Genomic DNA, 23,211 nt, shown 5'->3' with positions numbered 1-23,211 from the left:
CGTAACAAGTAGATTGAAGCTGTGATGCATTGGCGGTTAGGGACGATTTCGGGCGTGTCGCGGCAGTGGGCCGGCACCGACAGGTTTGTCGTTGAGGTAGACGGCAAGGAGGTTCAGGCGCTCGCATACCGCGATATTGTCGGTGAGCTCGAGCTCGGCCAGCGTGTGCTCCTGAACGTTTCGGCGCTGCAGCGGGGGCTTGGCACGGGCGGGGTCGCCTTCATCGTCGCACCAGCCGACGAACTGCCCGACGATCCGGCGCCCATCGATGGCCACATCGTCAAGGGGCGGTATCTGCCCCAGCAGCTCATGGTGCAGGCCGTCGAGGAGCAAGATTCGCCGCATCATGATGAATTTGTGGACCCGGCTGACCTGCAAGGCGTTCCCGTCGTCGTCGCGGACCTGCATTCGGCGGTGCCAGCGATCAGTTGTGGGGCCCATCTTGTTGACCCGGATCTCTCAGTTGCTTACGTCATGACCGATGGCGCCGCCCTGCCGGCGGCGCTGTCGATCTCGCTGGCACTGATGCGGGAGCGGTCGATGCTCGTTGGCAGCGTGACGTGTGGGCAGAGCGTCGGCGGGGACGTGGAGGCCACGACTGTGGCCAACGGGATCATAGCGGCCCGCCGCGTGCTGGGCGCGGATATCGTCATCGTGTCGCAGGGGCCCGGGAATGTCGGGACGGGGTCGACGTACGGCTTTTCGGGGCTTGATACGGCCTGGCATCTGCAGCAGGCCGCCCTGGTGGGCGGCCGGCCCATCGCCGCGGTGCGTGCCTCCTCTGCGGACAAGCGTCCGCGACATTTTGGGCTCTCACACCACACCCTGACGGTGCTGGGGCGGGCCACCCCGATTCGCGTCGAGGTGCCGATTCCGTCCGTCGAGGATCGCGGTGCGGACTATGGGCGGGCCTATGCCGCGCTGCACGCGGATGTGCAGCAGTTGGCTGAGCGGCATGAGGTCGTTCCGGTGGAAGCCGCCGGCCTATATGACGCGCTCGCTGACTGTCCCGTCCAGCTGCGGACGATGGGGCGCGACCTGTCGCAGGACCCGCTGTCGTTCATGTGCGCCGGAGCGGCCGGCATGTGGGCGGCCCAGGTCAGTCGGAGCCGGTGACTTCGTGTTCTTCGATGAGGGTCGCAAGGCGCCGCGCTTCGCTCATCGCAGCGTCGCCATCGGCCCGCTGAATCGCCATCACGGCTAGCTCGGTACCGTTCGCGAGGTCGAGGACGGCCCAAGGGCGGCCCTGCCCAAATCGCACGGAGATGATTTGCGCCCAGGACAGTCGGGTTGTCCGAATGAAATTACGTACGGTGAGTCCTTCGTCATCCGGCTGGGCTCGCACGCTTGCCTGGCGCCAGAGCAAGAACAGCCCGACTGTCAGGAAGGCGCCCGATAGCAGCTTGTCGATGAGAAGCCAGTTGGGAGAGGACCCGACAGTGACGAGGAGGGCGATGAAGCCGATGAGACACGCGAACCCCACCGCCAGCGCGACGATCGGGCCTCGCGTGGGCCGAAACGGCCGGTAGGGATCGCGTGGTGGTTTCACAGTCGACAGGCTTCGATGGAGGTCACGAGAATCGCCTTCGCGCCGACGGCATAAAGCTGATCCATGATGCGGTTGGTATCGCGGCGCGGCACCATCGAACGAACCGCGACCCACGTCCCGTCGTGCAGCGGCGAGATTGTCGGCGATTCCAGGCCGGGCGTAATTTGCGCGGCCTGGTCAATCTTGTCGGCGGGCACGTCGTAGTCCATGAGGACGTACTGGCGCGCGAGCAGCACACCCTTGACGCGGCGATCAACGACATCCAGCTCAGCGTGGTGGTCGCGTTCCTTAGGCGTAATGAGTACCGCTTCGGAGGTCAGGATTGGGTCGCCGAAGACTTCCAGTCCCGCGGCCCGCAGCGTCGACCCGGTTTCCACGACGTCGGCGACAACATCGGCAACACCGAGGTCGACCGAGGTTTCAACGGCGCCATCGAGGTGAACGACGCTCGCGTCAATCCCCCGCTCGGAAAGGTAGTTACCGACGAGGACGTCATAGCTCGTAGCCACGCGCTTGCCGTCAATATCTTCAAGGCGTGAGACAGAGCCTGCGGGGGCAGCAAAGCGGAAATTTGACCGAGCAAAACCAAGCGCACGATGTTCGCGCGCGGCCGCTGCCGAATCGAGCAGCAGGTCGCGTCCCGTGATGCCGACGTCGACAGTCCCCTCCCCCACGTATACCGCGATATCGCGGGGGCGCAGGTAGAAGAACTCGACATCGTTATCGTGATCGCGGCACACGAGTTCTTTCGTATCGCGGCGTTGACGGTATCCGGCCTCGCTCATGAGGCGGATGGCGGGTTCGGACAGAGATCCCTTATTGGGTAGGGCGATGCGCAGCATTACAGGTACCGGTAGACGTCTTTCAGATCGAGATCGAGTGCGAGCATGAGGGTTTGGAGATGGTAGAGCAGCTGGGAGATTTCCTCGGCGGCTGCTTGCCGTCCCTCGTGTTCGGCAGCCATCCAGACTTCCGCAGCTTCTTCGACAATCTTCTTACCGATCGAATGAACTCCGTCTCCCACGCGCTGTACGGTATGCGACTCAGGGTCGCCGCTCGCGAGTTTTTCGGTCAGTTCACTAAAGAGGGTGTCGAAGGTTTTCACGATTGCGAGTCTAGTCGTTCTATTTCGCTGAATCGCTGACATCTCGTACGGCGGCAGTGGCGTCTACCTCACCCTGCAAAAGACCATTGCTGCGCAGGAACTCAGCCATCTCGGGCCATGCTGCCGGATCGAGGGCTAGGGGGTCATCGCCGTAGAGTTTTGCCGTGGCCGTCAGCACCTGCTCAGCCAGCGTGATCTTGTTTGCTCCGGTGACCTTGGGCAGGTAGTCAAACGAGTCGGAGACCGCCGAGGCTGGATCCTCCATGATGTCGCGCATGGCTTTGGACAGCGCAGAATTGAGTTTATTCAGCACGTCAGGCTGCTTATCGACCGTCGTTTCCATCGCGCCTAAGGCGATTGATTTCAGCGGGTTATTTGCAATGGAAAAGGTCTTAACTTCCATCCCTGCCGCTTCGAAGTTGATGACATCGGAGTTCGAGAACCCGATCACGGCATCGACTTTTTCGGTCATGAGCGCGGCTTGGATGGTGTAACCGATGAACTCAATGGTGAGGTCGTCTTGCGTCAGTCCTGCTTCCTCGATCATCGCGAGTAGAGCAAACCAGCTTTCGCCGAACGGGCCCGGTACTCCCACGCGCTTACCTTTCAATTCAGCCAGGGAGGAGATATCAGAGGCTTTCGGAGTAATGAGGACAGCTGGGTAGGTCTGGTACATCTGAGCGAAGGTTGTGACTCGAATGCCCTGCGAGCGGGCTTGGAGCATCTCATCCGCGCCAGCATTCACGACGTCCTCGTCACCGGCTGCAAGCGCTCCAAACAGAGACTCGCCAGCGCCATGATGCCGCAGGGTGACCGCCAAGCCTTCATCTGTGAAGTACCCGCGCTTGTCGGCGAGGTAGAACGGCGCGAACTGAATATCGGGAATGTAGGTGAGTCCGATTGTCAGCGGAGTCAGACCATCGCTTGAGGCAGAGCTATCCGTTTCAGTCGAACGTGGCGAAGCGGGAATCGCCGAGTCGCCTGCTCGCGGCTCAGTACTCGTCGGGGTGGTACACCCGGCCAGCAGCGCCAGCAGGATGACCATCAAGGCTAGGAAGCGTCGTTTCACCACAGACCTCGGATCTTGTGTTCGATAGCGGCAATTAGGGCGTAAAGAATGGCGGCGAGGGTACACAGCACGATGAGGACGGCAAACAGTCCCTCAGTGTCGGCGGAGTCCCGGTAGACGGTCAGGAGCAGGCCGAGGCCTTTACCGCCCATCACGAACTCTCCGACGACTGCGCCGGTGATTGACAGGGTGAGCCCGCCTTTGAGTCCGGTGAGGATGGCTGGGGCTGCGAGCGGGGCTTTCAAGTAACGCACCATTCGCCAGCCGGATGCGCCATCGAGTCGGGCTGCATCAATAATGTCGCGGTCGATGTCTCGCACCCCCAAGTGCGTGGTGAGCACGATCGGGAAGAACACCATGAGGGCACACAGCAAGATGATCGGAGTCATGCCATAACCGACCCACATGACGAGCAGCGGAGCAAGCGCGATGGCCGGGATGGCCTGCGAGGCCGCGACCCACGGAGAGATCGAGCGGCGAACAACCCGCGAGACTGCGATGAGGTAGCCGAGTGGAATACCGGCCGCAGCACCGAGGGCAGCGCCACTGAGCGCGGCCGATAAGGTCTGCACAATGTAGGGCGTGAGCTGGCCGGAGGCAAGATCGCTAACGACGCGTCGAGCAACATCGAGCGGAGCTGGCAGGAGGAAAGGGTTGATAAACCCGGATGCTATCTGCCAGGCGATCACGACGAGGAGGAAGAACAGCGCGGGCGCGATGAAGGTGATGGGCCGCAAGATGCGGCGCCGCACATAAGCCATGCGTCCTTCCCCGGCTTCGGGGGTGCGCGCGGCATCCGTGCGCTGCGAGGCGTAAGGCTCGCGTATCACGCACGGTTCACGCAGCTTCTCCCATCCGGACTTTAACCGTCGGTACCGGACTTTCACCGGTTCAACCGCACGAGGTGTGCGGGTCGCGGACTATCACCGCCGGCTCAGAGTTTCACTGACCCCGAAGCTCGTTTTCCGCCCCTACTCTAGCAGTGCTCACAGACTGAGGCGGCAAGTGTCCGTAGGGTCTCAACTTCGGCGGCGGCATCCTCGGCCTTGAAGACGGCTGAACCGGCGACAAAAACGTCGGCACCAGCATCCGCGCACTGTTCGATTGTCTGCTGGGATACTCCCCCGTCGACCTGGATGGCGAGGTCGATCCCGCGGCGTTTGGCGGCCTCGCGGGTGCGCCGGATCTTGGGGAGCATCGAGGAAAGGAAGGGCTGTCCCCCGAAGCCAGGTTCGACCGTCATGATGAGGATCATGTCGACTTCGTCCAGGATTTCTTCGAAGGGTTCGATGCTCGTCGTTGGCTTGAGCGCCATTCCGACCCGCGCCCCTTGATTGCGGATCTCCCTCGCCAATCGGATCGGGGCACCGGCGGCCTCGACGTGGAAGGTGACCGATGCGCATCCGGCTTCCGCATACGCAGGCGCCCAGCGATCCGCGTCCGCAATCATGAGGTGGGCATCGACCGGCAGAATGTTTGCGGCGACAATCTGCTCCACAACGGGTAGCCCCCACGTCAGGTTCGGGACAAAGTGGTTGTCCATCACGTCGACGTGGGCGAAGTCGGCATTCGAAATCTTCTCTAGCTCACCCCGCAGGTCGAGGATGTCGCAGTTAAGGATCGAAGGAGAAATCGTGACGCTCATATTCCTAGCCTACTTGGTAAAAACTGCCCCAAACATGGCGTCGACACCGTGACGGTGCGGCCACAATTGCACGGATTGCACACCTTCAGGAAGGTCAATGTCGGTTCCGATGGCCTCGCGCAGCAAGTCTGGCGCCGACAGTTGCTTTAGGCCGAGTGCTTTGGTCGCGTGCCGCACTTGGGTCAGCGTCTCGGCCACGAGCGGCGAGCACGTGACGTACGTGAGGATCCCTCCCGGCCGCAGTGCGGCAGCGGCCGATGCGAGCAGGTCTCGCTGCAGGGCCGTAAGGTCGGGAACGTCGGAGGGGCGCTTGCGCCAGCGTGCTTCGGGGCGACGCCGCAGCGAGCCCACCCCCGTGCACGGGGCATCAAGCAGGATACGGTCGTAACTTTCGGGTTCAGCGGCACCGATTTCGCGGCCGTCCCCCGCGCGAATGGTGACGTCGGGGAAGGGAGCGAGCGCCCCGCGCACGAGTTCCGTGCGGTGGGGCGATACTTCGTTAGCAACGAGGTCCGCGCCGCGATGGGCGGCTTCGGCGGCGAGGACGCCGGCTTTGCCACCGGGTCCCGCACACATATCGAGCCACTTCTCATCGGGTCCGTCGATCGGGGTGCGTGCTGCGAGCAGTGCCATGAGTTGGCTGCCCTCGTCCTGGACGGCGATCTTGCCGGCCCTCACCTCTCTGATGCGGCCGGGGTTTCCGCGCTCCATGCGAAGCCCGATGGGTGAATACGGCGTCTTTTCCAGCGGCACGGGAAGATGGTGAATGAGAGCGTCGCGGTCACCGATTTTGACGGCGAGATCGACCTGCGGCGGATTGTTGTTCGCGACGAGAAGGCGAGCGATCTCTCCCGGGTCTTCGCCGTGGGCTGCGAGCGCTGCCGACAGTTCCCGCACGAGCCAGGCCGGGTGGGAATACCAGTGGGCTAACCCATCTCGCTCGGCCAACACGTCCGTCTTCCACTCGGAAAGCTCGCGCCGCGACAGCGTTCGCAAGACGCCATTGACGAAGCCCGTCGGTTTTGGGCCGCAGTATTCGCGTGCCGCGTCGACCGCTTGCGAAACTGCGGCATGCGGAGACGTCTTGAGTGCCAGCATGTCGTGTGCGGCCATGCGCAGGATTGCCCGAATCGGGGCGTCGAGGTCACCCATAGAGCGGCTGTTCGTGATCATCCGGAAGATCGCGTCGTATCGTCCGGTCAGGCGGCTCGTGCCGTAGACCAGTTCGGTTGCGAAGGCCGCGTCGCGTGGCGATAGTCGGGCTTCGCGCAGTATCTCCGGGAGTTTGAGGTTTGCGTATGCGCCGTCGAGATCGATGGCGAGCAAGGTATCTATGGCAACCCTGCGGGAATCGGTCAGGTTCACTCGGTTACCTCAAAACTCTTCTCTCCGCGCCATCCGCGTAGCCATGCGCTGGCAGGCATGGCTTTCTTGCCGGCCGGCGCAATCTCCTCTAGCAGGATCGAACCGGCTCCCGTCGCCACAATGACATCCCCGCCAATTTCTTCGAAGGTGGCGGGTTCCGTTCCGGCCTGCCTCGTATCCTCTCGCGCGGCGAGAATCTTGATTCGCGTACCGTCACTCGTTCGAGTCCAGGCACCAGGATCGGGCGTGAAGGCGCGGATATGACGGTCGATCTGCGCTGCTGGGAGCTGCCAGTTGACCTGGCCTTGCGCGGGCGTCAGTTGCGGGGCATGCGAGATGCCGTCCTCATCCTGCGCAACGGCGCTAAGGTGGTCTTCTTCGATGGCGGTGAGGGTTTGCGAGAGAATAACCGCCCCTTGCTCGGCCAGTTCTGTGAGCGCCTGTCCGGAGGTGACTCTGTCGGAAAGCTCGATCGACTCGCGACGGAAGATTGGCCCCGTATCGAGGCCAGCATCGATCTGAAAAACCGTCACACCAAAGGGGGCCGCACCGTCTTCGATCATGCGCTGCACCGGTGCCGCTCCGCGGTATGCGGGAAGGAGCGAAAAATGGAGGTTAATCCACCCGTAGTGCGTCAGGTCGAAGGCCGAGGCAGGTACGAGAGCGCCGTAGGCGACGACGGCGACGGCATCGGCTTCATGACTGGCGATCCAGGCCTGGGTTTCCGGCTCTTTTAGGCTCGCAGTCTTATAGACCGGGATATCCAGGTCCTGTGCGGCAAGTGCTACCGGTGATGGGTGGAGGGTTTTACCGCGCTTGCCGCGAGCATCAGGCATCGTGAGCACTCCCACGACCTCGTGATCAGTGGCAAGTCGGGTCAGCGAAGTTACTGCGGGCTGGGGGGTTCCTGCAAACAGCAGTCTCATACGTTTGCGGACCTCGTCATATCTCGCGCCCAGCTGCGGGCATCCTTTGCGCTGGTGAAGTGGTGAGCGGTGAGACCCACTGATTCCGCGGATTCGACGTTAGCGATGCTGTCATCAACGAATCCCGTCAGTTCCGGTGTGAGATCCCACCGGGATAACGCGAGCTCAAAGATCCGTGGATCCGGTTTGGCCATCCCCTCGGCGCCGGAGACCAAGATGTCGTCGAAAAACTCGAAGGACGGAACCGCCGCCTCCGCGTGATGGAAGGTCTCGGCGGACCAGTTCGTCAGGCCGAATAGGCGAATCCCGGCATTCTTCAGGTCGTGCAGGAGTTCATGGGTCCCCGGGACGAGTCCGGTCAGAGATGCCGGGAAGTTCTCGACATAGTGCTTAAGGATCTTCGCATCCTCGGGATTGTCGCTACTCTCGAGCTCGGAAATCCAGTCGCCAAATGGCTTGCCGGCATCGTGATCCGCATTTTTGGTAAAGAAATCGGTGCGAGCAAAAAAGTCGTCGACGTCGCGTTCGGAAAGCTCTGCGGGCAGGGCGGCGTGGGGCTCCCACCTCACGACGACATTCCCCAGATCGAAAATCAGTGTCGAAAGAGATGGTGTCACGATTATCCTTCACTTTCCTAGAGGTCCAACGGATCCATTGTCGCAGACACGGGCGGCTCACTGCGGGTGCTGCGTTTCCGTATCAGCGCAGCCACCCGCGCTCGCAAGGCTCGGGCCCCGGCGTGCGGTACCCGGATCAGGACCCGATCCGTTGTTTCGTTGAGAGCTGTGGGTCCAAGAATCTCCACGCCCGCTGCGGTATCGGAGAACGTGGCGGGAATGTCAGCGAGCGTTCCGCGTGGACCGGTAAGGTCAGCAACCGTAGCGACAGGCGGGAGGTGAAGTTCTGCACGTTCGGCAAGGAGCCGGTCGGCGAAGTTCGGGAAATCCGACCGGGTGAGGGCTTGTGCTACGGCTTCGTCTGGTTCGCCGGTAAGCACAAAGCGACCTCCCTGCGGCCCCGGTTTGATGAGAGACCAGGCATTCGCGAGCTGGGTCGTCGCGTGGGCAGTGCCAGACAGTTCAGTGCGGGCGGTGAGCACCGACGCATCGATGACGATGCCGGCCTCGTAACCATCGGGGGCGATCGGTTCGGCTCCGGGCGTCGCCACGACGATTGCCGGGCGGGAATCGACGTTTTCAATGATTCCGGTCCGGGCGCCCGAGACGCGGATCAGGACACCGGGAAATGCTCGGCCGAGTTCGTCCGCGGTGCGTTCGGAACCGATCGCAGCGGCGCGCACGTGGGTCGAGGAGCACTCTGGGCAGGAAAACTGCTGGGTGATGTGGCCTGCCCAGGTGCAGCGCAACCTGTTGCCGCGCTGCATGGTGACCGGGGAGGCGCATTCGGGACAGCGAACTTCTTCTCCGCAACGGGCGCAGCGCACCATGTTGACGTAGCCGGCACGCGGCACGAGAACAAGGACCGGTCCCCGCTGCAGAGCTTCGCGCGCGACGGAAAACGCCACGGAAGACAACCGGCGGGCGGGCCCATCGGAAGCATCCCCCATGACGACGCGCGCCCCGTGAGAGCGAAGGGCATCTCGGCTCGGGGTAAGAGACTCGGCTTGCCCGCGCTGGACCAGCAGCTGCGTTTGGACGCTGCGGCCGAGTGAGGCAAAAACCGTAGCGCCCGCCCTGGCGAGTGCGATCCGCCATACCTGCGGGCGGGGCGCATGCCGTTCCCGCAACAGCGGATCTGCCTCATCAAAGACGATCGTGAGTCCCAGATCCGGCAGCGGAGCCCAGGCCGCGGACCGCGTACCCACGACGACATCAACCTGGCCGAGTAGAGCAAGGAGGAACGCGCGGTACCGAGCGGCAGGCTTTTGCGATGACCCGTATCCGATTGCGGTGACGCCAGCCTCGGCGAGGACAGCGAGTACTCGCGTGATATCTCTGGCTGCTGGAACGATGATGACGACTCGACGCCCCGAGGTCAGCGTGGCAAGGACGAGCTCGAGTGCGTCAACGAGCCACTGCGGTGAGCTGCCCACGACTCCGGGAAGTGCTTGCCAGGCAACGGTTGGTGAGGCACCTGACGCGAGCTTCGAGATGAGCTGATCACCGCCGGGATAAGCGTGCAACGCTGCCGGGTTTGGCGGCCGAGGCGGACTCGGAATCCCCCGCTGGGTCGCTCTCTCCCGCACCTGATTCTCGGTCCGTGCGTGCCGCGCGGGAATCGCGAGACGCAAGACGTCGTAATAGGTGCCGGCGTAGTGCTTCGCTACCTCACCGACGGCTGCGGCGACCTCCGGGGTGAGCACTGGAAGGTCGGAGACGACCGAGCGCAGGTTTCGTAGCTCGCCCTCATGATCGGAGCCGTCCGTGATATGCGTGATGAAACCGGGGCGATCGCTTGGACCAAAGCGCGCGGTGATGCGCACTCCGGGCGCCGCATCGGCAAGGAGTTTTTCCGGCAGGGCGTAATCGAATTCTTGATCGAGGTGGGCTGCGGGCAGGTCGAGCCGGACGACAGCGACGGGACCACGGTGACGCTCGCGCTCGGGAAGCGCGAGTCCTGGGATCTCCGGCTGGGTGCTCACCTCTCTATGGAATCACACCCCGCCGACGTTACTTGACGGCCGCCTTGAGGTCCTCGACCCGGTCGGTGTTCTCCCACGTAAAATCGCGCAGTTCTCGGCCAAAGTGGCCATAAGCGGCGGTTTGTCGATAGATCGGACGCAGCAGGTCCAACTCGTCGATGATTGCAGCCGGACGCAGATCGAAGACACGTTCGATGATTCGGGCGAGCTCGGCATCGGGCACGACGCCGGTCCCGAAGGTCTCGACGTACAGCCCGAGTGGACGAGCCATCCCGATGCCGTAGGAGACCTGAACCTCGCAGCGCGTCGCAAGTCCCGCCGCGACGACGTTCTTTGCCACCCAGCGCATCGCGTACGCGCCGGAGCGGTCAACCTTGGACGGGTCCTTGCCCGAGAAGGCGCCGCCGCCGTGGCGCGCCATACCGCCATAGGTGTCGACGATGATCTTGCGTCCGGTGAGCCCGGCATCACCGCGCGGTCCACCGACCTCAAAGGAGCCGGAAGGGTTGACGTAAATGCTGAGTGATTCCTCGCCGGCATCGAATCCTGCGGCCTGCAGCACGGGCGCCACGACGGACTCGATGAGTTTGTCCCGCAGGTCGTCTTGACTGATGTCGCGGTGGTGCTGTGCGGATAGCACGACGGAATCGATTCCTACCGGGGTGTCGCCGTCGTAGGCGACGGTGACCTGCGACTTGCCATCGGGGTATAGGCCGGGCACGCTGCCGTCCTTTCGCACGGCGGCGAGCGCTTCGGTCAGGCGATGCGCGAGGTGGATTGGCAGCGGCATGAGCGTTGCCGTGTCCGTGCAGGCGTAACCGAACATGAGACCCTGGTCACCCGCGCCCTGCTGGTCGCGCGGATCCACGGAGCCGGATCGTAGTTCGAAGGACTTATCGACGCCCCCCGCGATTTCGCCGGACTGCTGATCGATGGAAACGAGCACACCGCACGAATCGGCATCAAAGCTCGCCTCTGAGGACGTGTAGCCGATGCGTCGGATCTGGCTGCGGACGATCTCCGGGATTTCCACGTACTCCGTCGTCGACAGCTCCCCGACCACCTGGATAAAGCCGGTCGTTGCCAGGGTCTCAATTGCCACGCGGGCCTGCGGGTCCGAACGCAACACGGCGTCCAAGATGGCGTCGGAGACTTGGTCGCACACCTTGTCCGGGTGGCCCTCAGTAACGGATTCAGAAGTGAAGAGTCGAACAGCGCTTGGGTCAGTCACGCCCCCAAGTCTACGACGGCCTGGCGACAGCGCGTGCCGCCGGCCTCTGTGGCGGACAGCTCGTGAGCTAGTTCAATTCGGAGGCGATGGAATCGAGCAGGACGGCTGCGACGTCGGCCTTGCTGCCGCCGCCTTCGGTGACGACGGTCCCATCGGGACGCACCACTGTGACGTAGTTCGGGGTATCGCCAAATCCCCTGTCCACGCCGACTTCGTTGATAGCCAGCAGGTCGGCTCCCTTGCGTGCCGCCTTCTGCTTGCCGTGGGTTAGTGCATCGGTGGACTCATCGCCCGTCTCAGCGGCAAAGCCCACGATGACTTGCCCGTGACGCTTGGCGGCCACGGCCGCTTTCAAGATGTCGGGGTTTTGCACTAGCCGCAGCGTGAGCCCATCGTCGCCGGTTTTCTTGTGCTTGTGTTCGGCCTGGCTTTCCGGGCGATAGTCGGCCACGGCCGCCGCCATGATGAGGACATCGACATCGGCGAGCCGGTCAAGAACCGCGGTGTGCAGGTCGCTTGCCGAGACGACCGGGACGACCTCAACGCCTTCGGGCAGATCCCGCGTGACGTCGGCAGCAACGTTGGCAGCCAGCAGCGTGACGTCGGCGCCTCGGCGCGCGGCCTCGGCCGCCAGCGCGACGCCTTGGCGTCCGGTGGAGCGGTTGCCGAGAAAACGCACGGGATCAAGCGCTTCGTGGGTGCCGCCGGCGCTGATGAGAAATGGCCGTCCGGCAAGGTCGCCCGGCTCACCTGGCGAGGCCTGCGCGAGAGCGAATGACACGATGTCCGCCGGATCGGGCAGGCGCCCGATTCCAGTGTCGGAGCCGGTGAGCCTGCCGCTCGCGGGCTCCATGACGCGCACGCCGCGCTCGCGCAGCGTCGCGATATTTGCTTGGGTAGCGGCATTGAGCCACATTTCGGTGTGCATTGCCGGCGCGATGACGAGTGGCGCATGGGTCGCCAGCACCACGGCAGTCAGGAGGTTATCGGCCATCCCCGCCGTAATTTTCGCAATCGTGTGGGCGGTGGCCGGAGCGATGAGGACGAGGTCGGCTTCCTGTGCAATCTTGACGTGATCGACGGCCTCGGTGTTTTCGAAGATTCCCGTGGCAATCGGGTGGTGACTAAGCGCCTCCCAGGTCGCAGCTCCGACCATTTTTAACGCGTCCTCGGTCGGCACGACCCGCACCTCGTGGCCAGCTTCCGTCAGCAGGCGAAGGACAAGGGCGGCCTTATACGCAGCAATCCCGCCAGTGACCCCTAAAACGATAGTCAACGGGCGGGATGTGTGCGTCATGGTGACGCTACTGCTTCTGATCGAGCTTGAGCAGGCCTTCGTTGATTTCGCGCATCGCGATGGACAGCGACTTGTCCTCCTGGCCGGCATCGACCAGAGGTCCAACGGAGACCATCATGTTGTCTTCAAGCTGCGCGTTGTACGAGTTGATCTGGCGCGCCCGCTTCGCGGCGTAGACCACCAGCGCGTACTTCGAATCGACCGCTTCCAGCAGGTCGTCGATCGGCGGGTTCGTAATACCCGTCGGGTTTGCCACGGTTCCTGACACTTCAGGTACGCCCTTTCGTTTCGCGGTAATGCCCGGCTAGTGTACCAAACCCATGAGCGCGGCGAGCTGATCGACAGCCGAGTCGATGGTGTCGTTGACCACGACGTGATCGAACTCGTTGATCGCCGCCATCTCGATTTCCGCTGTCGCGAGTCGGCGTTCGATCTGTTCCCGCGTTTCCGTGCCGCGCCCGGTCAGCCGCTGGTAAAGCTCCTGTTCGGAAGGCGGCGCTAAGAAGACGAAAAGCGCGCCTGGCTTGGTTTCGCGCACCTGGCGAGCCCCTTGCAGATCGATCTCCAGGATTACCGGGATACCAGCCGCTTCGCGATCTTCGACCGGTCCGCGCGGGGTGCCGTAACGGTCGGTTTCGTGCACCCAGGCCCATTCGAGCATTCCCCCCTGCTCGACGAGCTCGGTGAAGCGCTCGGCGGTGAGGAAGAAATAGTGCACCCCATCCACTTCCCCGGGGCGGGGGCTGCGAGTCGTCGCCGAAACCGAGAGCCAGGCATCGGGAAACCGCTCTTTCAGGGCGGCGACAACGGTGCCTTTGCCTACGCCGGAGGGACCAACGAGAACAAGAACGGGAGCGGCACTCATGAAGCGAATTTTACGCGGGAGCGATCTCTGCGACAAACCTCCGCGCGGCGTCCGCCAGGTTGCCGGGACCCGCGCCGAGCACGCCGCGAGATACCGAGGCGAGCATCCGCGCCGCACCGAAGACGTCGTGACACTCCGCTCCCCCGGCCCCTTGCGCGCCAACGCCGGGCGCCAAGAAAATGCCGTTGAAACCGGCAAGATCGAGCCCAAGGTCCCGCGGCGCCGAGCCGACGGTCGCGCCAACGACGAGGCCGATCGGTCCAACGTCGCTACCATCGCGAGCCATGACATCAGCGTTCACCGCCTCAGCGCTCGCCACGATGGCGCCGGCAACCGATTGGCCATCGGTGCTACGCGCGTGTTGCACGCTCGCACCTTCCGGGTTTGAGGTGAGCGCGAGGATATAGAGGGCTTTTCCGTGCTCGAGCGCCAGGTCGATCGCGGGCTGCAGCGCCCCGAAGCCCAGGTAGGGGCTCAGGGTGATGGCATCGGATTCGAGCGGAGCGCCTGGGCGCAGGTAGGCATCCGCGTAGCCCGCCATCGTCGAGCCGATGTCGCCGCGTTTGGCGTCGGTGATGACGTAAAGGCCGGCCTCGCGGGCCGAAGCGATGACGGTCTCGAGCGCCGCGATACCGTCAGCGCCGTAGCTTTCGAAGAACGCCACCTGGGGTTTGAGCGCGGCCGCGACGCCGTCGAGCTCGGCGATGCAGATCTCCCCAAACCGCTCGAGTCCCGCGGCCGAGGCGGGCAGCCCCCAACTATCTAGGAGTGCGGGGTGCGGGTCGATCCCGACGCACAGCGGACCGAGGTCCGCCATGCGCCGGGCGAGCACCGCCGAAGAGTTCACTTCGGACATCGCGAACTACCGCTGAACGAGCGCACCGTCAAGGACGGTGGCGTTACCGCGCAGGAACGTCGCGATGACGCGACCGGGCAGCTCCAGGCCCGCATAGGGCGTGTTCTCGGAGCGGGAGACCTGCTCGGAGGGTTCGATGACGCGCGTGGCCTTCGGATCGTAGAGGCACACATTGGCGGGATTGCCGACCTCGATCGGCAGGCCCTGGTTGTCCAGGCGGCCGATTGCGGCGGGCGTGTAGCTCATCGTACGTGCCACGTCCTGCCAGGTGAACTTGCCGGTATCGACCATCGCCTGCTGGACGACGGACAGCGCCGTTTCCAGGCCGATCATGCCGAATGCGCCGGCGGCCCACTCGCAGTCCTTGTCCTCCTTCGCGTGCGGCGCGTGGTCGGTGCCGACGATGTCGATCGTACCGTCGGCCAGCCCCTCGCGCACTGCATCGACGTCGTCCTGGGTGCGCAGCGGCGGGTTGACCTTGAAGACGGGGTCGTAGCTGCGCGCCGTTTCGTCGGTCAGTAAGATGTGGTGCGGCGTCGCCTCGGCGGTGACATCCAGCCCGCGGGCCTTCGCGTCGCGCACGAGGCGCACGCTACCGGCCGTCGACAGGTGACAGATGTGAAGCCGCGAGCCGACGTGTTCGGTCAGCAGGATGTCGCGTGCCACGATCGCCTCTTCAGCGACCGAGGGCCAGCCGGCAAGGCCGAGCTCAGCGGAAACGACACCCTCATTCATCTGGCTGCCCTCGGTCAGACGCGGGTCCTGCGCGTGCTGGGCGATGCAGCCGTCGAAGGACTTGACGTATTCCAGGGCGCGGCGCATGAGCACCGGGTCGTGCACGCACATGCCGTCATCGGAAAAGACGCGCACGCGCGCCTCGGAAGCGGCCATCGCGCCCAGCTCGGCAAGCTTTTCGCCCTTGAGCCCAACGGAGACCGCGCCGACGGGGAAGACGTCCGCCCAGCCGGCCTCCTGGCCGAGGTGGTAGACCTGCTCGACGACGCCGGCCGTATCCTGCACCGGCGTCGTGTTGGCCATGGCGTGAACGGCGGTGTAGCCGCCCATCGCGGCAGCTCGGGTGCCGGTCTCCACCGTTTCGGTGTCCTCGCGCCCGGGCTCACGCAGGTGGGTGTGCAGGTCGACGAGTCCGGGCAGCGCGATCAGGCCCGTGCCGTCAATCGTCTCGACTTCCTGTAGGTCCTCGGCTGCCGTTGCTGCGTCGGCGCCGATCGCGGCGATGACGCCGTCGGCCAGCAGCAGGTCGGTCGGGTCCTCGTCCAGGATGGAGACGTTCGTGATGAGATAGGCGGTCATGCGATGGGCTCCTCGGTGTTGTCGCCGGCGAGTAGAAGGTAGAGAGCGGCCATCCGGATGGAGACGCCGTTGGCGACCTGCTCCAGGATGGTGGCGCGCGGCGAGTCGGCCGCGTCGGACGAGATTTCCAGGCCGCGGTTCATCGGGCCGGGGTGCATGATGATCGCATGGTCGGGCAGGCGATCCATGCGGACCTTATCCAGCCCGTAGACACGGTGGTATTCCAGCGGTGAGGGGAAGAATCCGCCACCGGCGGCGCTCATCCGTTCGCGTTGCACGCGAAGCATCATGACCGCATCGGGCTGCGCATCGATTGCTGCGTCGAGGTCGTAGGATACCTCCGCTCCCCAGGCCTCAACTCCGACGGGTAGCAGCGTGGGAGGTGCCACGAGCGTGACCTTAGCGCCGAGGGTTTTGAGCAACTCGACGTTGGAGCGCGCCACCCGCGAATGCAGGACGTCGCCAACGATGACGATGTGATTGCCCGATAGGTCGGTGCCGTCGGCCGCGGGTGAACCATCGCGTTCGCCCATGAGGTGGCGACGCATGGTGAAGGCATCCAGCAGCGCCTGGGTCGGGTGCTGGTGCGTGCCGTCACCGGCGTTGAGCACAGGCACATCGATCCAGTCGGTCGCGGCCAGGCGGTGCGGGGCGCCGGAGGCGGAGTGGCGGATGACGACGCCATCGATCCCCATGGCGTCCAGCGTCTGGGCGGTGTCCTTGAGGGACTCCCCCTTGGACACCGAGGAGCCCTTTGCCGAGAAGTTGATGACGTCGGCCGACAGGCGCTTGGCGGCGGCCTCAAAGGAGATGCGGGTACGCGTGGAGTCTTCGAAGAAGAGGTTCACGACGGTTTTGCCGCGCAGCACCGGCAGCTTCTTCACTTGCCGGTCCTGGGTGGCGGCCATCGCCTCGGCGGTGTCGAGCAGTCGCAGGACTTCGACCTTGGTGAGGTCTTTCGCGTTGAGCAGGTGTTTCATGCCGACTGCCCTCCCGCGATGTAGATGGCGTCTTCGGAGTCAATCTCTGACAGGTGGACCTTTACCGACTCTTCCGAGGAGGTCGGCAGATTCTTGCCGACGAAATCGGGCCGGATCGGCAGTTCGCGGTGGCCGCGGTCAACGAGGACCGCGAGCTGAATTTTGGCGGGCCGACCAAGGTCGTTGATCGCTTCCAGGGCGGCGCGGATGGTGCGCCCGGAATACAGCACGTCGTCGACGAGGACGACGACGGTTTCATCGATTCCGCCGTCGGGTAGTTCGGTGCGACCAATGGTCATCGTGGGGCGGCGGTGCAGATCGTCGCGGTAGGGAACGACATCGAGAGATCCGACCCCAATATCGTGGCCGAGATCCTGCAGGATCTGGGCCAGGCGCAATGCGAGGGGTTTGCCGCGAGTGGGAATACCGAGGAGGACGATGTTATCGCCACCCTCATTTCGTTCGATGATTTCGTGAGCAATTCGGGTGAGCGAACGGGCGATATCGGCTTCGCCGAGTACCTGCCGTCCTGCTGGTGTTGACACCACAGGTGTTCTCCTTCTCCGCCTCTCTGGACGGGGGTTAAAGGATTGCGGGCGGCCCCAGCTTAGCGCATGGGAACCGCCCGCAGGTGAGATCGAGACGCGGGTGTTTACTTCTCGTCTAAATCATCAAACAGCGTGGGTTGATCACCGTCAGCCGCCGAGGTCAAACGCGATTGCGCCGAGGCGTAGTCGCCTTCCAGCGGCACGTCTGCCTCGTCTCCAGCCTCGTCGTCCTGCTCGGGTTCGTCCTCGGCTCCAGGCGCTGGCGCTGCCTCGGGCTCATCACCGGCGTCATGAGAGTCGACGGTTTCATCGCTATCGTCGAGGACATCGTCGAACTCGCCGGACTCGGGGGCAACTTCTTCCCGGTCGGCCACCTCCTCGCCGAGCGGCTCACCGTCATCCAATGCGGCCTCATAGCCGTACTCATCGAGATCGTCGGCGCCGTATTCCGCATCGGAATAGACCTCGTCGGCAAAATCAACGTCGCCGGCAAAGTCGGCCTCATCGAAGGCCGGCTCATAATCGTCAACCGGTGCGGACAACTCCGCCTCCTGCGCGATGAGTCCAGCCTTGACCGAGGCGATCGTGTCGAGCAGCCCGTTGATGAAGCCGGGTGACTTATCGGTCGATAGCAGCTTGGCGATCTTGACGGCCTCATCGATGGCGACCGGGTCGGAGACATCCGATTCATAGAGAATTTCCCACACCCCGACGCGCAAGATGGCGCGATCCACGGCGGGCATCCGATCGAGGGTCCAGCCGTGGGCGTACTGCGAGAGCGCGTAGTCGATGTGGTCCAGGTGATCGGCTACGCCCTCGACGATTTGCCGGGCATAGTCCGGCAGGCCCGTTTGGGTCGCGTGCTCCGAGGTGCGGCGTTCGGCCATCGCCGCGATCGAGCGAGAGGATACGCGGCCGCGCTGATCGACTTCGTAGAGAACATCGACCGCGCGCCGACGTTCTCTTGTGCGCCGAGTGAAATCCTTGGGACGAGACATCGGCTAGTCGTTGACGCGCGAGATGTACTCGCCCGAACGGGTATCAACCTTGACCTTGGTGCCCTGCTCGAGGAACAACGGCACCTGGATCTCGTAACCGGTCTCCACCGTCGCGGGCTTCGTGCCGGCCGAAGAGCGGTCGCCCTGCAGGCCCGGCTCGGTGTAGGTCACTTCGAGGACGACGCTCGGCGGCAGTTCGATGTAGAGCACCTGGCCGTCGTGCATCGCGACGATGGCGTCCTGACCTTCGAGCATGAAGTTTGCTGCATCGCCGACGGTGTCCTTGGTGACGGTGATCTGGTCATAGGTGGAGGTGTCCATGAAGACGAAGTCTTCGCCGTCCTTGTACAGGTACTGCATATCGCGCTTGTCGACGGTTGCGGTATCGACCTTCACCCCGGCGTTGAACGTCTTATCGAGAGTCTTACCGCTGAGGACGTTCTTGAGCTTGGTGCGCACGAAGGCGGGGCCCTTGCCCGGCTTCACGTGCAGGAATTCCACCACCGTCCACAGCTGACCATCAAGGTTGAGCACCATACCGTTTTTCAGGTCATTGGTTGTTGCCACGTCGTCCTTCTTTCACGTTGTTGTAGTCCATACACACATCGAGTCCATTGCCCATGTGGGCAACGGACTCAATGCTCGGTGGATGTCGTCCACCTAAGAGTTTAGCGGGTGGGCTCGGATCCTATCGGGTCGGAATCCGGGCGGACTGCTCGAGCAGGCACAGGAGCAGCGGCTCGATATTCCGGCTCTCCCGGTATCCCGCGGCACGCAGTCGCTGAGAGACAGCCTGCTCGGTGATGCCCAGGTCTAATGCGGCATCCTTTTGTGAGATTCCGCGGGAGACGAGCTGGGCGACTTCCCACCCGGGCTCGGAACGGCGCATGAGGCTGAAGTGCAGCAACTGCGCGAGGGCCGTCGCCCAGGACGCGGCCTCGGAGGCGCGACCATAGATGACGATGGGCATGTCCCCTGAACGAGAGCGTGCCCGCTTCAGGGCGCGCCGCGCAAAATCGAGTGCGGTCAGACGCGAGCGTCCTTCGCCGGAGTCTGCGCCGACGCCAATGCAGACGCCGGTATGTCGAGCGGCGGCGACAATGGCTTGGAGGACCGCTTCGGGATCGACGACCTGGAGGATGACCTCCCCCGCTTCTGTTTCATCCTTCGAAGCGATAGGTGTGCGGATAGCTGAGACTACCGCGTTGAGATCTTCGGCGGTAGCTGGCCGCCGCGTACATATTGCAACCGTAAACACGTACCAAATACTACAGCTTTTTGTTGCGTAATGGCAGAGACATACTCCAGTTTGGACGCTCTAAACCGGCTTAATCAAAGCTAGAGCCACGATCTGTTCAACAATTGTCTCGATTGTGGCTCCGCTCACATCAATTGTGTTGTCTGCAATCGACGTATATTGCGGTCGCCGCTCGATCAACATCTGGTGCCACAGTGAACGCGGGGTGACGAAGCCGACCGGCCGCGGCGCACCAAGGCCGGTGCGTGGAAAGCTAGTCGCTAAATCGACGTCCAGAAAGACCACCCGCAGCCCGGAAAGCAGCTCGCCCGCATCCTGGACCTCGATGATTCGCGAGGGCAGGGCAATGACAGCATCAGCCGGAAGGTCACCAAGAATCTCGCCGAGCGTCTTGGAAAGGATCGACAACGCCTCTTGGGGCGGAAGGTCGACGGCGAGGGATTCCGGGGTGTACCCGCTGCGGCGCTCAATTTCTTCATCGGCGTCGACAAAGGGAATATCGAGGCGTCCGCCTAGGGCCTCGCCGACCGTCGTTTTACCGGCGGCGGGAGGACCAATGAGAGCAATAATCGGCATTAGCGCTCTCCCCCAGAAAGCACGGCCTTAATGCTCTCTGGCAGGTTCTCGAGGTAGGAGGCGAGATTTCGTCGGCATTCGGCTACGGAATCACCGCCGGTCTTTTCCAGCAATGATTGCGCGAGCACGAGTGCGACCATTGCTTGGGCCACGACGGCAGCGGGGGCGACCGCGCAGGTGTCGGAGCGCTGGTTGATGGCGACGTCTTCCGCGCCGGTGGTCACATCGAAGGTGCGCAGCGCGCGGGGTACGGATGAAATGGGTTTGAGCGCCGCGCGTACGACGATCGGCGAACCGTTAGACATGCCGCCTTCGATACCTCCGGCGAGGTTCGTCAGGCGCTGGGTTGGCGTCATCTCGTCGTGGGCTGCGGAGCCGCGAAAACGGGCCTGGGCGAAGCCGTCGCCGATCTCGATACCCTTGATGGCTTGAATGCTCATGAGGGCAGCGGCCAGGCGTGCGTCGAGTCGGCGTTCCGCTTCGACGTGGCTGCCGAGTCCGACCGGCACGCCGTAGGCAATGACCTCGACGACGCCGCCGAGGGTATCGCCCGCAGCTTTAGCGCTATCGATCTCCTTAACCATCGCGGCGTCGGTCGCTTCATCTAGGCAGCGCACCTGGGTGGTATCAAGCGCCGTCGTGTCGTTCGGGCCGGGGCGGAGTCCATTATCGGGCAGGCGGACCGAGCCGCATTCGATGACGTGGCTGACGACGCGGATGTCACCGATCTGTTCGATGATTGCTTCGGCCAGAGTGCCAAGCGCGACCCGTGCCGCGGTTTCGCGTGCCGAGGCGCGCTCCAGGATGGGGCGGCAGTCGAGGTGCCCGTATTTCGCCATACCGGCAAAATCAGCGTGGCCGGGACGGGGGCGAGTCAGAGCTTTGGCGCGCGCGCCGCTGGGCGGCTCTTCAGTGGGATCCGCGCTCATGACTTCGGTCCACTTGGGCCATTCGGTGTTCCCGATGGTGAGCGCAACCGGGGAGCCGAGAGTTTGTCCGTGCACGACGCCGCCGAGGAGGCTGACCTCGTCCTGCTCGAACTTCATCCGCGCGCCGCGGCCGTAACCCAGGCGCCTGCGGTGCAGCGCCGCAGCAATATCTGAGCTCGTGATCTGCACTCCGGCCGGCACGCCCTGCGCCATGGCGACCAGTGCCTGCCCGTGTGATTCACCCGCGGTTGACCAGCTGAACATTGCCTCAGTCTTTCACCAACTAAACGGCGAAGCCGACACATTCCACCAGATGGCTAGGACGGCTCCGAGAAACAAGAAGGGACCAAACGCGATCGGGGTTTTGGCGGTCGCGCGCCGAATGACAATGAGCACCAGAGCGACGAGGGCGGCCAGGAAGAACGCCCCAAAGATCGACCACATTGCGGTCACGTAGGACCACCAGCCGGCCATCGCGCCCGTGGTGACGGCGAACTTCGCGTCGCCCATACCGATACCGGTGGGCGCGACGAGCGCCGCGACGAAAAACAGGCTGCCCGCGATGACCCCGGAGATGAGGGCGGCGCTCAAGCGATGCCCCTGTCCCGAGACAATCGCAAGGACGAGTGCGCACAGCGCGACCGCCGGAATGAGCGGGTACGTCAGTCGATTAGGCAGGCGATGCTCGGTGATATCGATTAGCGCTGCCCACCCTGCCGCGCCCCCGAGGAGGGCGTAGATGGCGGTCACGGTGATCGCGACGCCGAGGCTCATCCGGTGGCCTTGGGCCGCGAAGTAGGCGGCGGCTCCCGCCAGGGCTGCGCCTACGCAAATGCCGAGGATTTGCCGCGGCAGCGAAGTCGAAAGGGAAATCGGGACGGATAGGACTCCAGCGTTCGTCTCCGGTGGAGGCGGCGGCGCTGAATTATTCATCGTCGGTCGGTCCCGAAGTTTCGTCACGATTGGCGTCGCGCCAGTCACGCAGTTTTTGGATGTTGCGCTTGTGTTCCTCGTAGTCGCCGGTAAACAGGGTCTCGCCCGAGTTCAGGTCGACGGTGACGAAGTAGATCCAGTCACCCGCGGGCGGGTTCAGGACCGCTTCAATCGCGGCCTTGGATGGGGCACCGATCGGGGTGGGCGGCAGGCCCGCGTGGATGTAGGTGTTGTACGGGGTGTCCTTGCGAACTTCGTCGCGTGTCGGCACTCCCCCGCGCTTGCCGAGGCCATAGAGCACGGTCGAGTCCATTTGGAGGCGCCCCACCGTCGGTCCCCCGGTATCGGCCAGGCGGTTTTCGATCACGCGCGCGACTTCGCCGTAGTAGGAGGGCGGCACCTCACGCTCGACGATCGAGGCCTTGGTCAGGGTTTCCTGCCACTGATCCTTGGGGATCTTCAGTCCTTCGAGCATGGTCACGGTCCGCGCGACCATCTGCTTTAGTGCCTCGGTCGCGCTCGTGCCGGGGGCAAAACTATAGGTTTGGGCGGCGAACCAGCCTTCGGGGTTCCCCTTGGCCTCGCCGGGTAGCCCGATCGCTTCGCTATCGGCGCCAGCTGCCTTGACCTCGTCGAGCGGGATATCGAGTTGTTTGGCGACGCGCTCGTAGACCTGGTCGGCGTGGAAGCCCTCGGGAATCGTCAGGGCTGCGTCCGCCCGATTGACGGGGTCCAGCAGGGCGTTGACGGCCTCGGCGGCGCTCATTTTGGTTCGTAGCTTGTACGTGCCGGGCTGGATGCGCGAGGAGCGTTCGTTTTCGGCGAAGGCCGTCGCAAAAGTCGCGGGGGTATGAATGACGTCGGCGTCTTTGAGGATCTGACCCATTTGGCCGCCGGTAGCGCCCTCGGGAATCGTGACGGTGACGTCTTCCCCGGTTCCGCCGGGTTCATAGTCGGTGATTGTTGTCGTCGTGGAGCTACGAAGCAGATCGCGCACGATCGGCGTGACAAACCACGCGGCGACGGCAAGGACGGCGACCGAGACGATCACGGCAACGATCGACCGATTTCGGCGCGCGCGGCGACGAGCTCGGATGTTGTCGCGGCGGGATCGGCGATCCTGCTGTGCGCGGTTGTGGTCAGTTCGTGGCACCGGCAACTCGTC

General features: G+C 63.7%; 26 protein-coding genes and 1 riboswitch. Of the genes, 1 reads left to right on the top strand and 25 read right to left on the bottom strand.

Annotated elements, in window-relative coordinates; all coding sequences use genetic code 11:
• The first annotated feature begins 54 nt into the window (after positions 1–54).
• Positions 55–1,116, top strand: a complete 1,062-nt coding sequence (locus MUN85_RS06435; RefSeq protein ID WP_250505923.1) for a DUF3866 family protein — start codon at positions 55–57, stop codon at positions 1,114–1,116.
• On the opposite strand, the gene MUN85_RS12905 is transcribed toward MUN85_RS06435, so the two are convergent.
• The 25 genes from MUN85_RS12905 to mltG all read right to left on the bottom strand — a co-directional run bounded on the left by MUN85_RS12905 (position 1,100) and on the right by mltG (position 23,199).
• A complete protein-coding gene (locus MUN85_RS12905) occupies positions 1,100–1,549 on the bottom strand; it encodes a PH domain-containing protein (RefSeq protein WP_250505922.1) in 450 nt (149 codons plus the stop codon). The two genes, MUN85_RS06435 and MUN85_RS12905, sit on opposite strands and share 17 nt — an antisense overlap.
• Positions 1,546–2,391 (bottom strand): ATP phosphoribosyltransferase, encoded by an 846-nt coding sequence (gene hisG / locus MUN85_RS06425; RefSeq protein WP_250505921.1) that lies wholly within the window; start codon positions 2,389–2,391, stop codon positions 1,546–1,548. Before hisG ends, MUN85_RS12905 begins: the two co-directional genes overlap by 4 nt.
• Positions 2,391–2,654, bottom strand: coding sequence for a phosphoribosyl-ATP diphosphatase (locus tag MUN85_RS06420; protein ID WP_250505920.1), 264 nt, complete (start codon positions 2,652–2,654; stop codon positions 2,391–2,393). The genes hisG and MUN85_RS06420 overlap by 1 nt, the downstream gene beginning before the upstream one ends.
• A 19-nt stretch (positions 2,655–2,673) precedes the next feature.
• A complete protein-coding gene (locus tag MUN85_RS06415) occupies positions 2,674–3,723 on the bottom strand; it encodes an ABC transporter substrate-binding protein (protein ID WP_250505919.1) in 1,050 nt (349 codons plus the stop codon).
• Positions 3,720–4,484 carry an ABC transporter permease gene (locus MUN85_RS06410; RefSeq protein WP_092564603.1) on the bottom strand — a complete coding sequence of 255 codons (765 nt, stop codon included), beginning with the start codon at positions 4,482–4,484 and terminating at the stop codon, positions 3,720–3,722. Before MUN85_RS06410 ends, MUN85_RS06415 begins: the two co-directional genes overlap by 4 nt.
• Before the next feature lie 78 nt (positions 4,485–4,562).
• Positions 4,563–4,686: riboswitch (FMN riboswitch) on the bottom strand.
• 13 nt (positions 4,687–4,699) lie between these two features.
• Complete coding sequence (gene rpe / locus MUN85_RS06405) at positions 4,700–5,368, bottom strand: ribulose-phosphate 3-epimerase (protein ID WP_250505918.1); 669 nt, start codon at positions 5,366–5,368, stop codon at positions 4,700–4,702.
• A gap of 9 nt (positions 5,369–5,377) precedes the next feature.
• Complete coding sequence (locus MUN85_RS06400) at positions 5,378–6,733, bottom strand: RsmB/NOP family class I SAM-dependent RNA methyltransferase (protein WP_250505917.1); 1,356 nt, start codon at positions 6,731–6,733, stop codon at positions 5,378–5,380.
• Positions 6,730–7,659, bottom strand: a complete 930-nt coding sequence (gene fmt, locus MUN85_RS06395; RefSeq protein WP_250505916.1) for a methionyl-tRNA formyltransferase — start codon at positions 7,657–7,659, stop codon at positions 6,730–6,732. The genes MUN85_RS06400 and fmt overlap by 4 nt, the downstream gene beginning before the upstream one ends.
• Positions 7,656–8,276, bottom strand: coding sequence for an HAD family hydrolase (locus MUN85_RS06390; protein WP_250505915.1), 621 nt, complete (start codon positions 8,274–8,276; stop codon positions 7,656–7,658). The genes fmt and MUN85_RS06390 overlap by 4 nt, the downstream gene beginning before the upstream one ends.
• 17 nt (positions 8,277–8,293) lie before the next feature.
• The gene (locus MUN85_RS06385; RefSeq protein WP_250505914.1) at positions 8,294–10,261 is read right to left on the bottom strand and encodes a primosomal protein N' family DNA-binding protein; all 1,968 of its coding nucleotides are present in this window, start codon (positions 10,259–10,261) and stop codon (positions 8,294–8,296) included.
• 28 nt (positions 10,262–10,289) lie between these two features.
• Positions 10,290–11,492, bottom strand: coding sequence for a methionine adenosyltransferase (metK, locus tag MUN85_RS06380; RefSeq protein WP_250505913.1), 1,203 nt, complete (start codon positions 11,490–11,492; stop codon positions 10,290–10,292).
• A gap of 67 nt (positions 11,493–11,559) precedes the next feature.
• Positions 11,560–12,789: a bifunctional phosphopantothenoylcysteine decarboxylase/phosphopantothenate--cysteine ligase CoaBC gene (gene coaBC / locus MUN85_RS06375; RefSeq protein WP_489571648.1), complete on the bottom strand. Its 1,230-nt coding sequence runs from the start codon at positions 12,787–12,789 to the stop codon at positions 11,560–11,562.
• Between the two features lie 7 nt (positions 12,790–12,796).
• Complete coding sequence (gene rpoZ, locus MUN85_RS06370; RefSeq protein WP_250505911.1) at positions 12,797–13,057, bottom strand: DNA-directed RNA polymerase subunit omega; 261 nt, start codon at positions 13,055–13,057, stop codon at positions 12,797–12,799.
• Positions 13,058–13,093: 36 nt separating this feature from the next.
• Positions 13,094–13,654, bottom strand: coding sequence for a guanylate kinase (gene gmk / locus MUN85_RS06365; RefSeq protein ID WP_250505910.1), 561 nt, complete (start codon positions 13,652–13,654; stop codon positions 13,094–13,096).
• Positions 13,655–13,664: 10 nt separating this feature from the next.
• Positions 13,665–14,510 (bottom strand): orotidine-5'-phosphate decarboxylase, encoded by an 846-nt coding sequence (gene pyrF, locus MUN85_RS06360; RefSeq protein ID WP_250505909.1) that lies wholly within the window; start codon positions 14,508–14,510, stop codon positions 13,665–13,667.
• 6 nt (positions 14,511–14,516) lie between these two features.
• Positions 14,517–15,824 (bottom strand): dihydroorotase, encoded by a 1,308-nt coding sequence (locus MUN85_RS06355; protein ID WP_250505908.1) that lies wholly within the window; start codon positions 15,822–15,824, stop codon positions 14,517–14,519.
• Positions 15,821–16,804 (bottom strand): aspartate carbamoyltransferase catalytic subunit, encoded by a 984-nt coding sequence (locus MUN85_RS06350; RefSeq protein WP_250505907.1) that lies wholly within the window; start codon positions 16,802–16,804, stop codon positions 15,821–15,823. Before MUN85_RS06350 ends, MUN85_RS06355 begins: the two co-directional genes overlap by 4 nt.
• Positions 16,801–17,352 (bottom strand): bifunctional pyr operon transcriptional regulator/uracil phosphoribosyltransferase PyrR, encoded by a 552-nt coding sequence (gene pyrR / locus MUN85_RS06345; protein WP_092564451.1) that lies wholly within the window; start codon positions 17,350–17,352, stop codon positions 16,801–16,803. The genes MUN85_RS06350 and pyrR overlap by 4 nt, the downstream gene beginning before the upstream one ends.
• Positions 17,353–17,456: 104 nt before the next feature.
• Positions 17,457–18,350, bottom strand: coding sequence for a transcription antitermination factor NusB (nusB, locus tag MUN85_RS06340; RefSeq protein ID WP_250505906.1), 894 nt, complete (start codon positions 18,348–18,350; stop codon positions 17,457–17,459).
• Positions 18,351–18,353: 3 nt separating this feature from the next.
• Positions 18,354–18,917 (bottom strand): elongation factor P, encoded by a 564-nt coding sequence (gene efp, locus MUN85_RS06335; RefSeq protein WP_092564457.1) that lies wholly within the window; start codon positions 18,915–18,917, stop codon positions 18,354–18,356.
• 121 nt (positions 18,918–19,038) lie between these two features.
• Complete coding sequence (locus tag MUN85_RS06330) at positions 19,039–19,608, bottom strand: hypothetical protein (protein WP_250505905.1); 570 nt, start codon at positions 19,606–19,608, stop codon at positions 19,039–19,041.
• Positions 19,609–19,668: 60 nt separating this feature from the next.
• Entirely contained in the window at positions 19,669–20,184 is a 516-nt protein-coding gene (locus MUN85_RS06325; protein WP_250505904.1) for a shikimate kinase, read from the bottom strand.
• The gene (aroC, locus tag MUN85_RS06320) at positions 20,184–21,377 is read right to left on the bottom strand and encodes a chorismate synthase (RefSeq protein ID WP_250505903.1); all 1,194 of its coding nucleotides are present in this window, start codon (positions 21,375–21,377) and stop codon (positions 20,184–20,186) included. The genes MUN85_RS06325 and aroC overlap by 1 nt, the downstream gene beginning before the upstream one ends.
• A gap of 12 nt (positions 21,378–21,389) precedes the next feature.
• A complete protein-coding gene (locus MUN85_RS06315; RefSeq protein WP_250505902.1) occupies positions 21,390–22,046 on the bottom strand; it encodes a prepilin peptidase in 657 nt (218 codons plus the stop codon).
• Positions 22,039–23,199, bottom strand: a complete 1,161-nt coding sequence (gene mltG / locus MUN85_RS06310; protein ID WP_250505901.1) for an endolytic transglycosylase MltG — start codon at positions 23,197–23,199, stop codon at positions 22,039–22,041. The genes MUN85_RS06315 and mltG overlap by 8 nt, the downstream gene beginning before the upstream one ends.
• Positions 23,200–23,211: the final 12 nt, after the last annotated feature.

It is taken from the genome of Bowdeniella massiliensis (genome assembly GCF_023634005.1).
GTDB classification, from domain to species: domain Bacteria; phylum Actinomycetota; class Actinomycetes; order Actinomycetales; family Actinomycetaceae; genus Bowdeniella; species Bowdeniella massiliensis.
This window is presented reverse-complemented; position numbering and strand designations above follow the sequence as displayed.

Coding starts and splice junctions, on each gene's coding strand:
- hisG (WP_250505921.1), bottom strand. CDS start 2,391: ATGCTGCGCATCGCCCTACCCAATAAGGGATCTCTGTCCGAACCCGCC.
- MUN85_RS06410 (WP_092564603.1), bottom strand. CDS start 4,484: ATGGCTTATGTGCGGCGCCGCATCTTGCGGCCCATCACCTTCATCGCG.
- rpe (WP_250505918.1), bottom strand. CDS start 5,368: ATGAGCGTCACGATTTCTCCTTCGATCCTTAACTGCGACATCCTCGAC.
- fmt (WP_250505916.1), bottom strand. CDS start 7,659: ATGAGACTGCTGTTTGCAGGAACCCCCCAGCCCGCAGTAACTTCGCTG.
- coaBC (WP_489571648.1), bottom strand. CDS start 12,789: ATGACGCACACATCCCGCCCGTTGACTATCGTTTTAGGGGTCACTGGC.
- gmk (WP_250505910.1), bottom strand. CDS start 13,654: ATGAGTGCCGCTCCCGTTCTTGTTCTCGTTGGTCCCTCCGGCGTAGGC.
- pyrF (WP_250505909.1), bottom strand. CDS start 14,510: ATGTCCGAAGTGAACTCTTCGGCGGTGCTCGCCCGGCGCATGGCGGAC.
- MUN85_RS06355 (WP_250505908.1), bottom strand. CDS start 15,824: ATGACCGCCTATCTCATCACGAACGTCTCCATCCTGGACGAGGACCCG.
- MUN85_RS06350 (WP_250505907.1), bottom strand. CDS start 16,804: ATGAAACACCTGCTCAACGCGAAAGACCTCACCAAGGTCGAAGTCCTG.
- nusB (WP_250505906.1), bottom strand. CDS start 18,350: ATGTCTCGTCCCAAGGATTTCACTCGGCGCACAAGAGAACGTCGGCGC.
- MUN85_RS06325 (WP_250505904.1), bottom strand. CDS start 20,184: ATGCCGATTATTGCTCTCATTGGTCCTCCCGCCGCCGGTAAAACGACG.
- aroC (WP_250505903.1), bottom strand. CDS start 21,377: ATGTTCAGCTGGTCAACCGCGGGTGAATCACACGGGCAGGCACTGGTC.
- MUN85_RS06315 (WP_250505902.1), bottom strand. CDS start 22,046: ATGAATAATTCAGCGCCGCCGCCTCCACCGGAGACGAACGCTGGAGTC.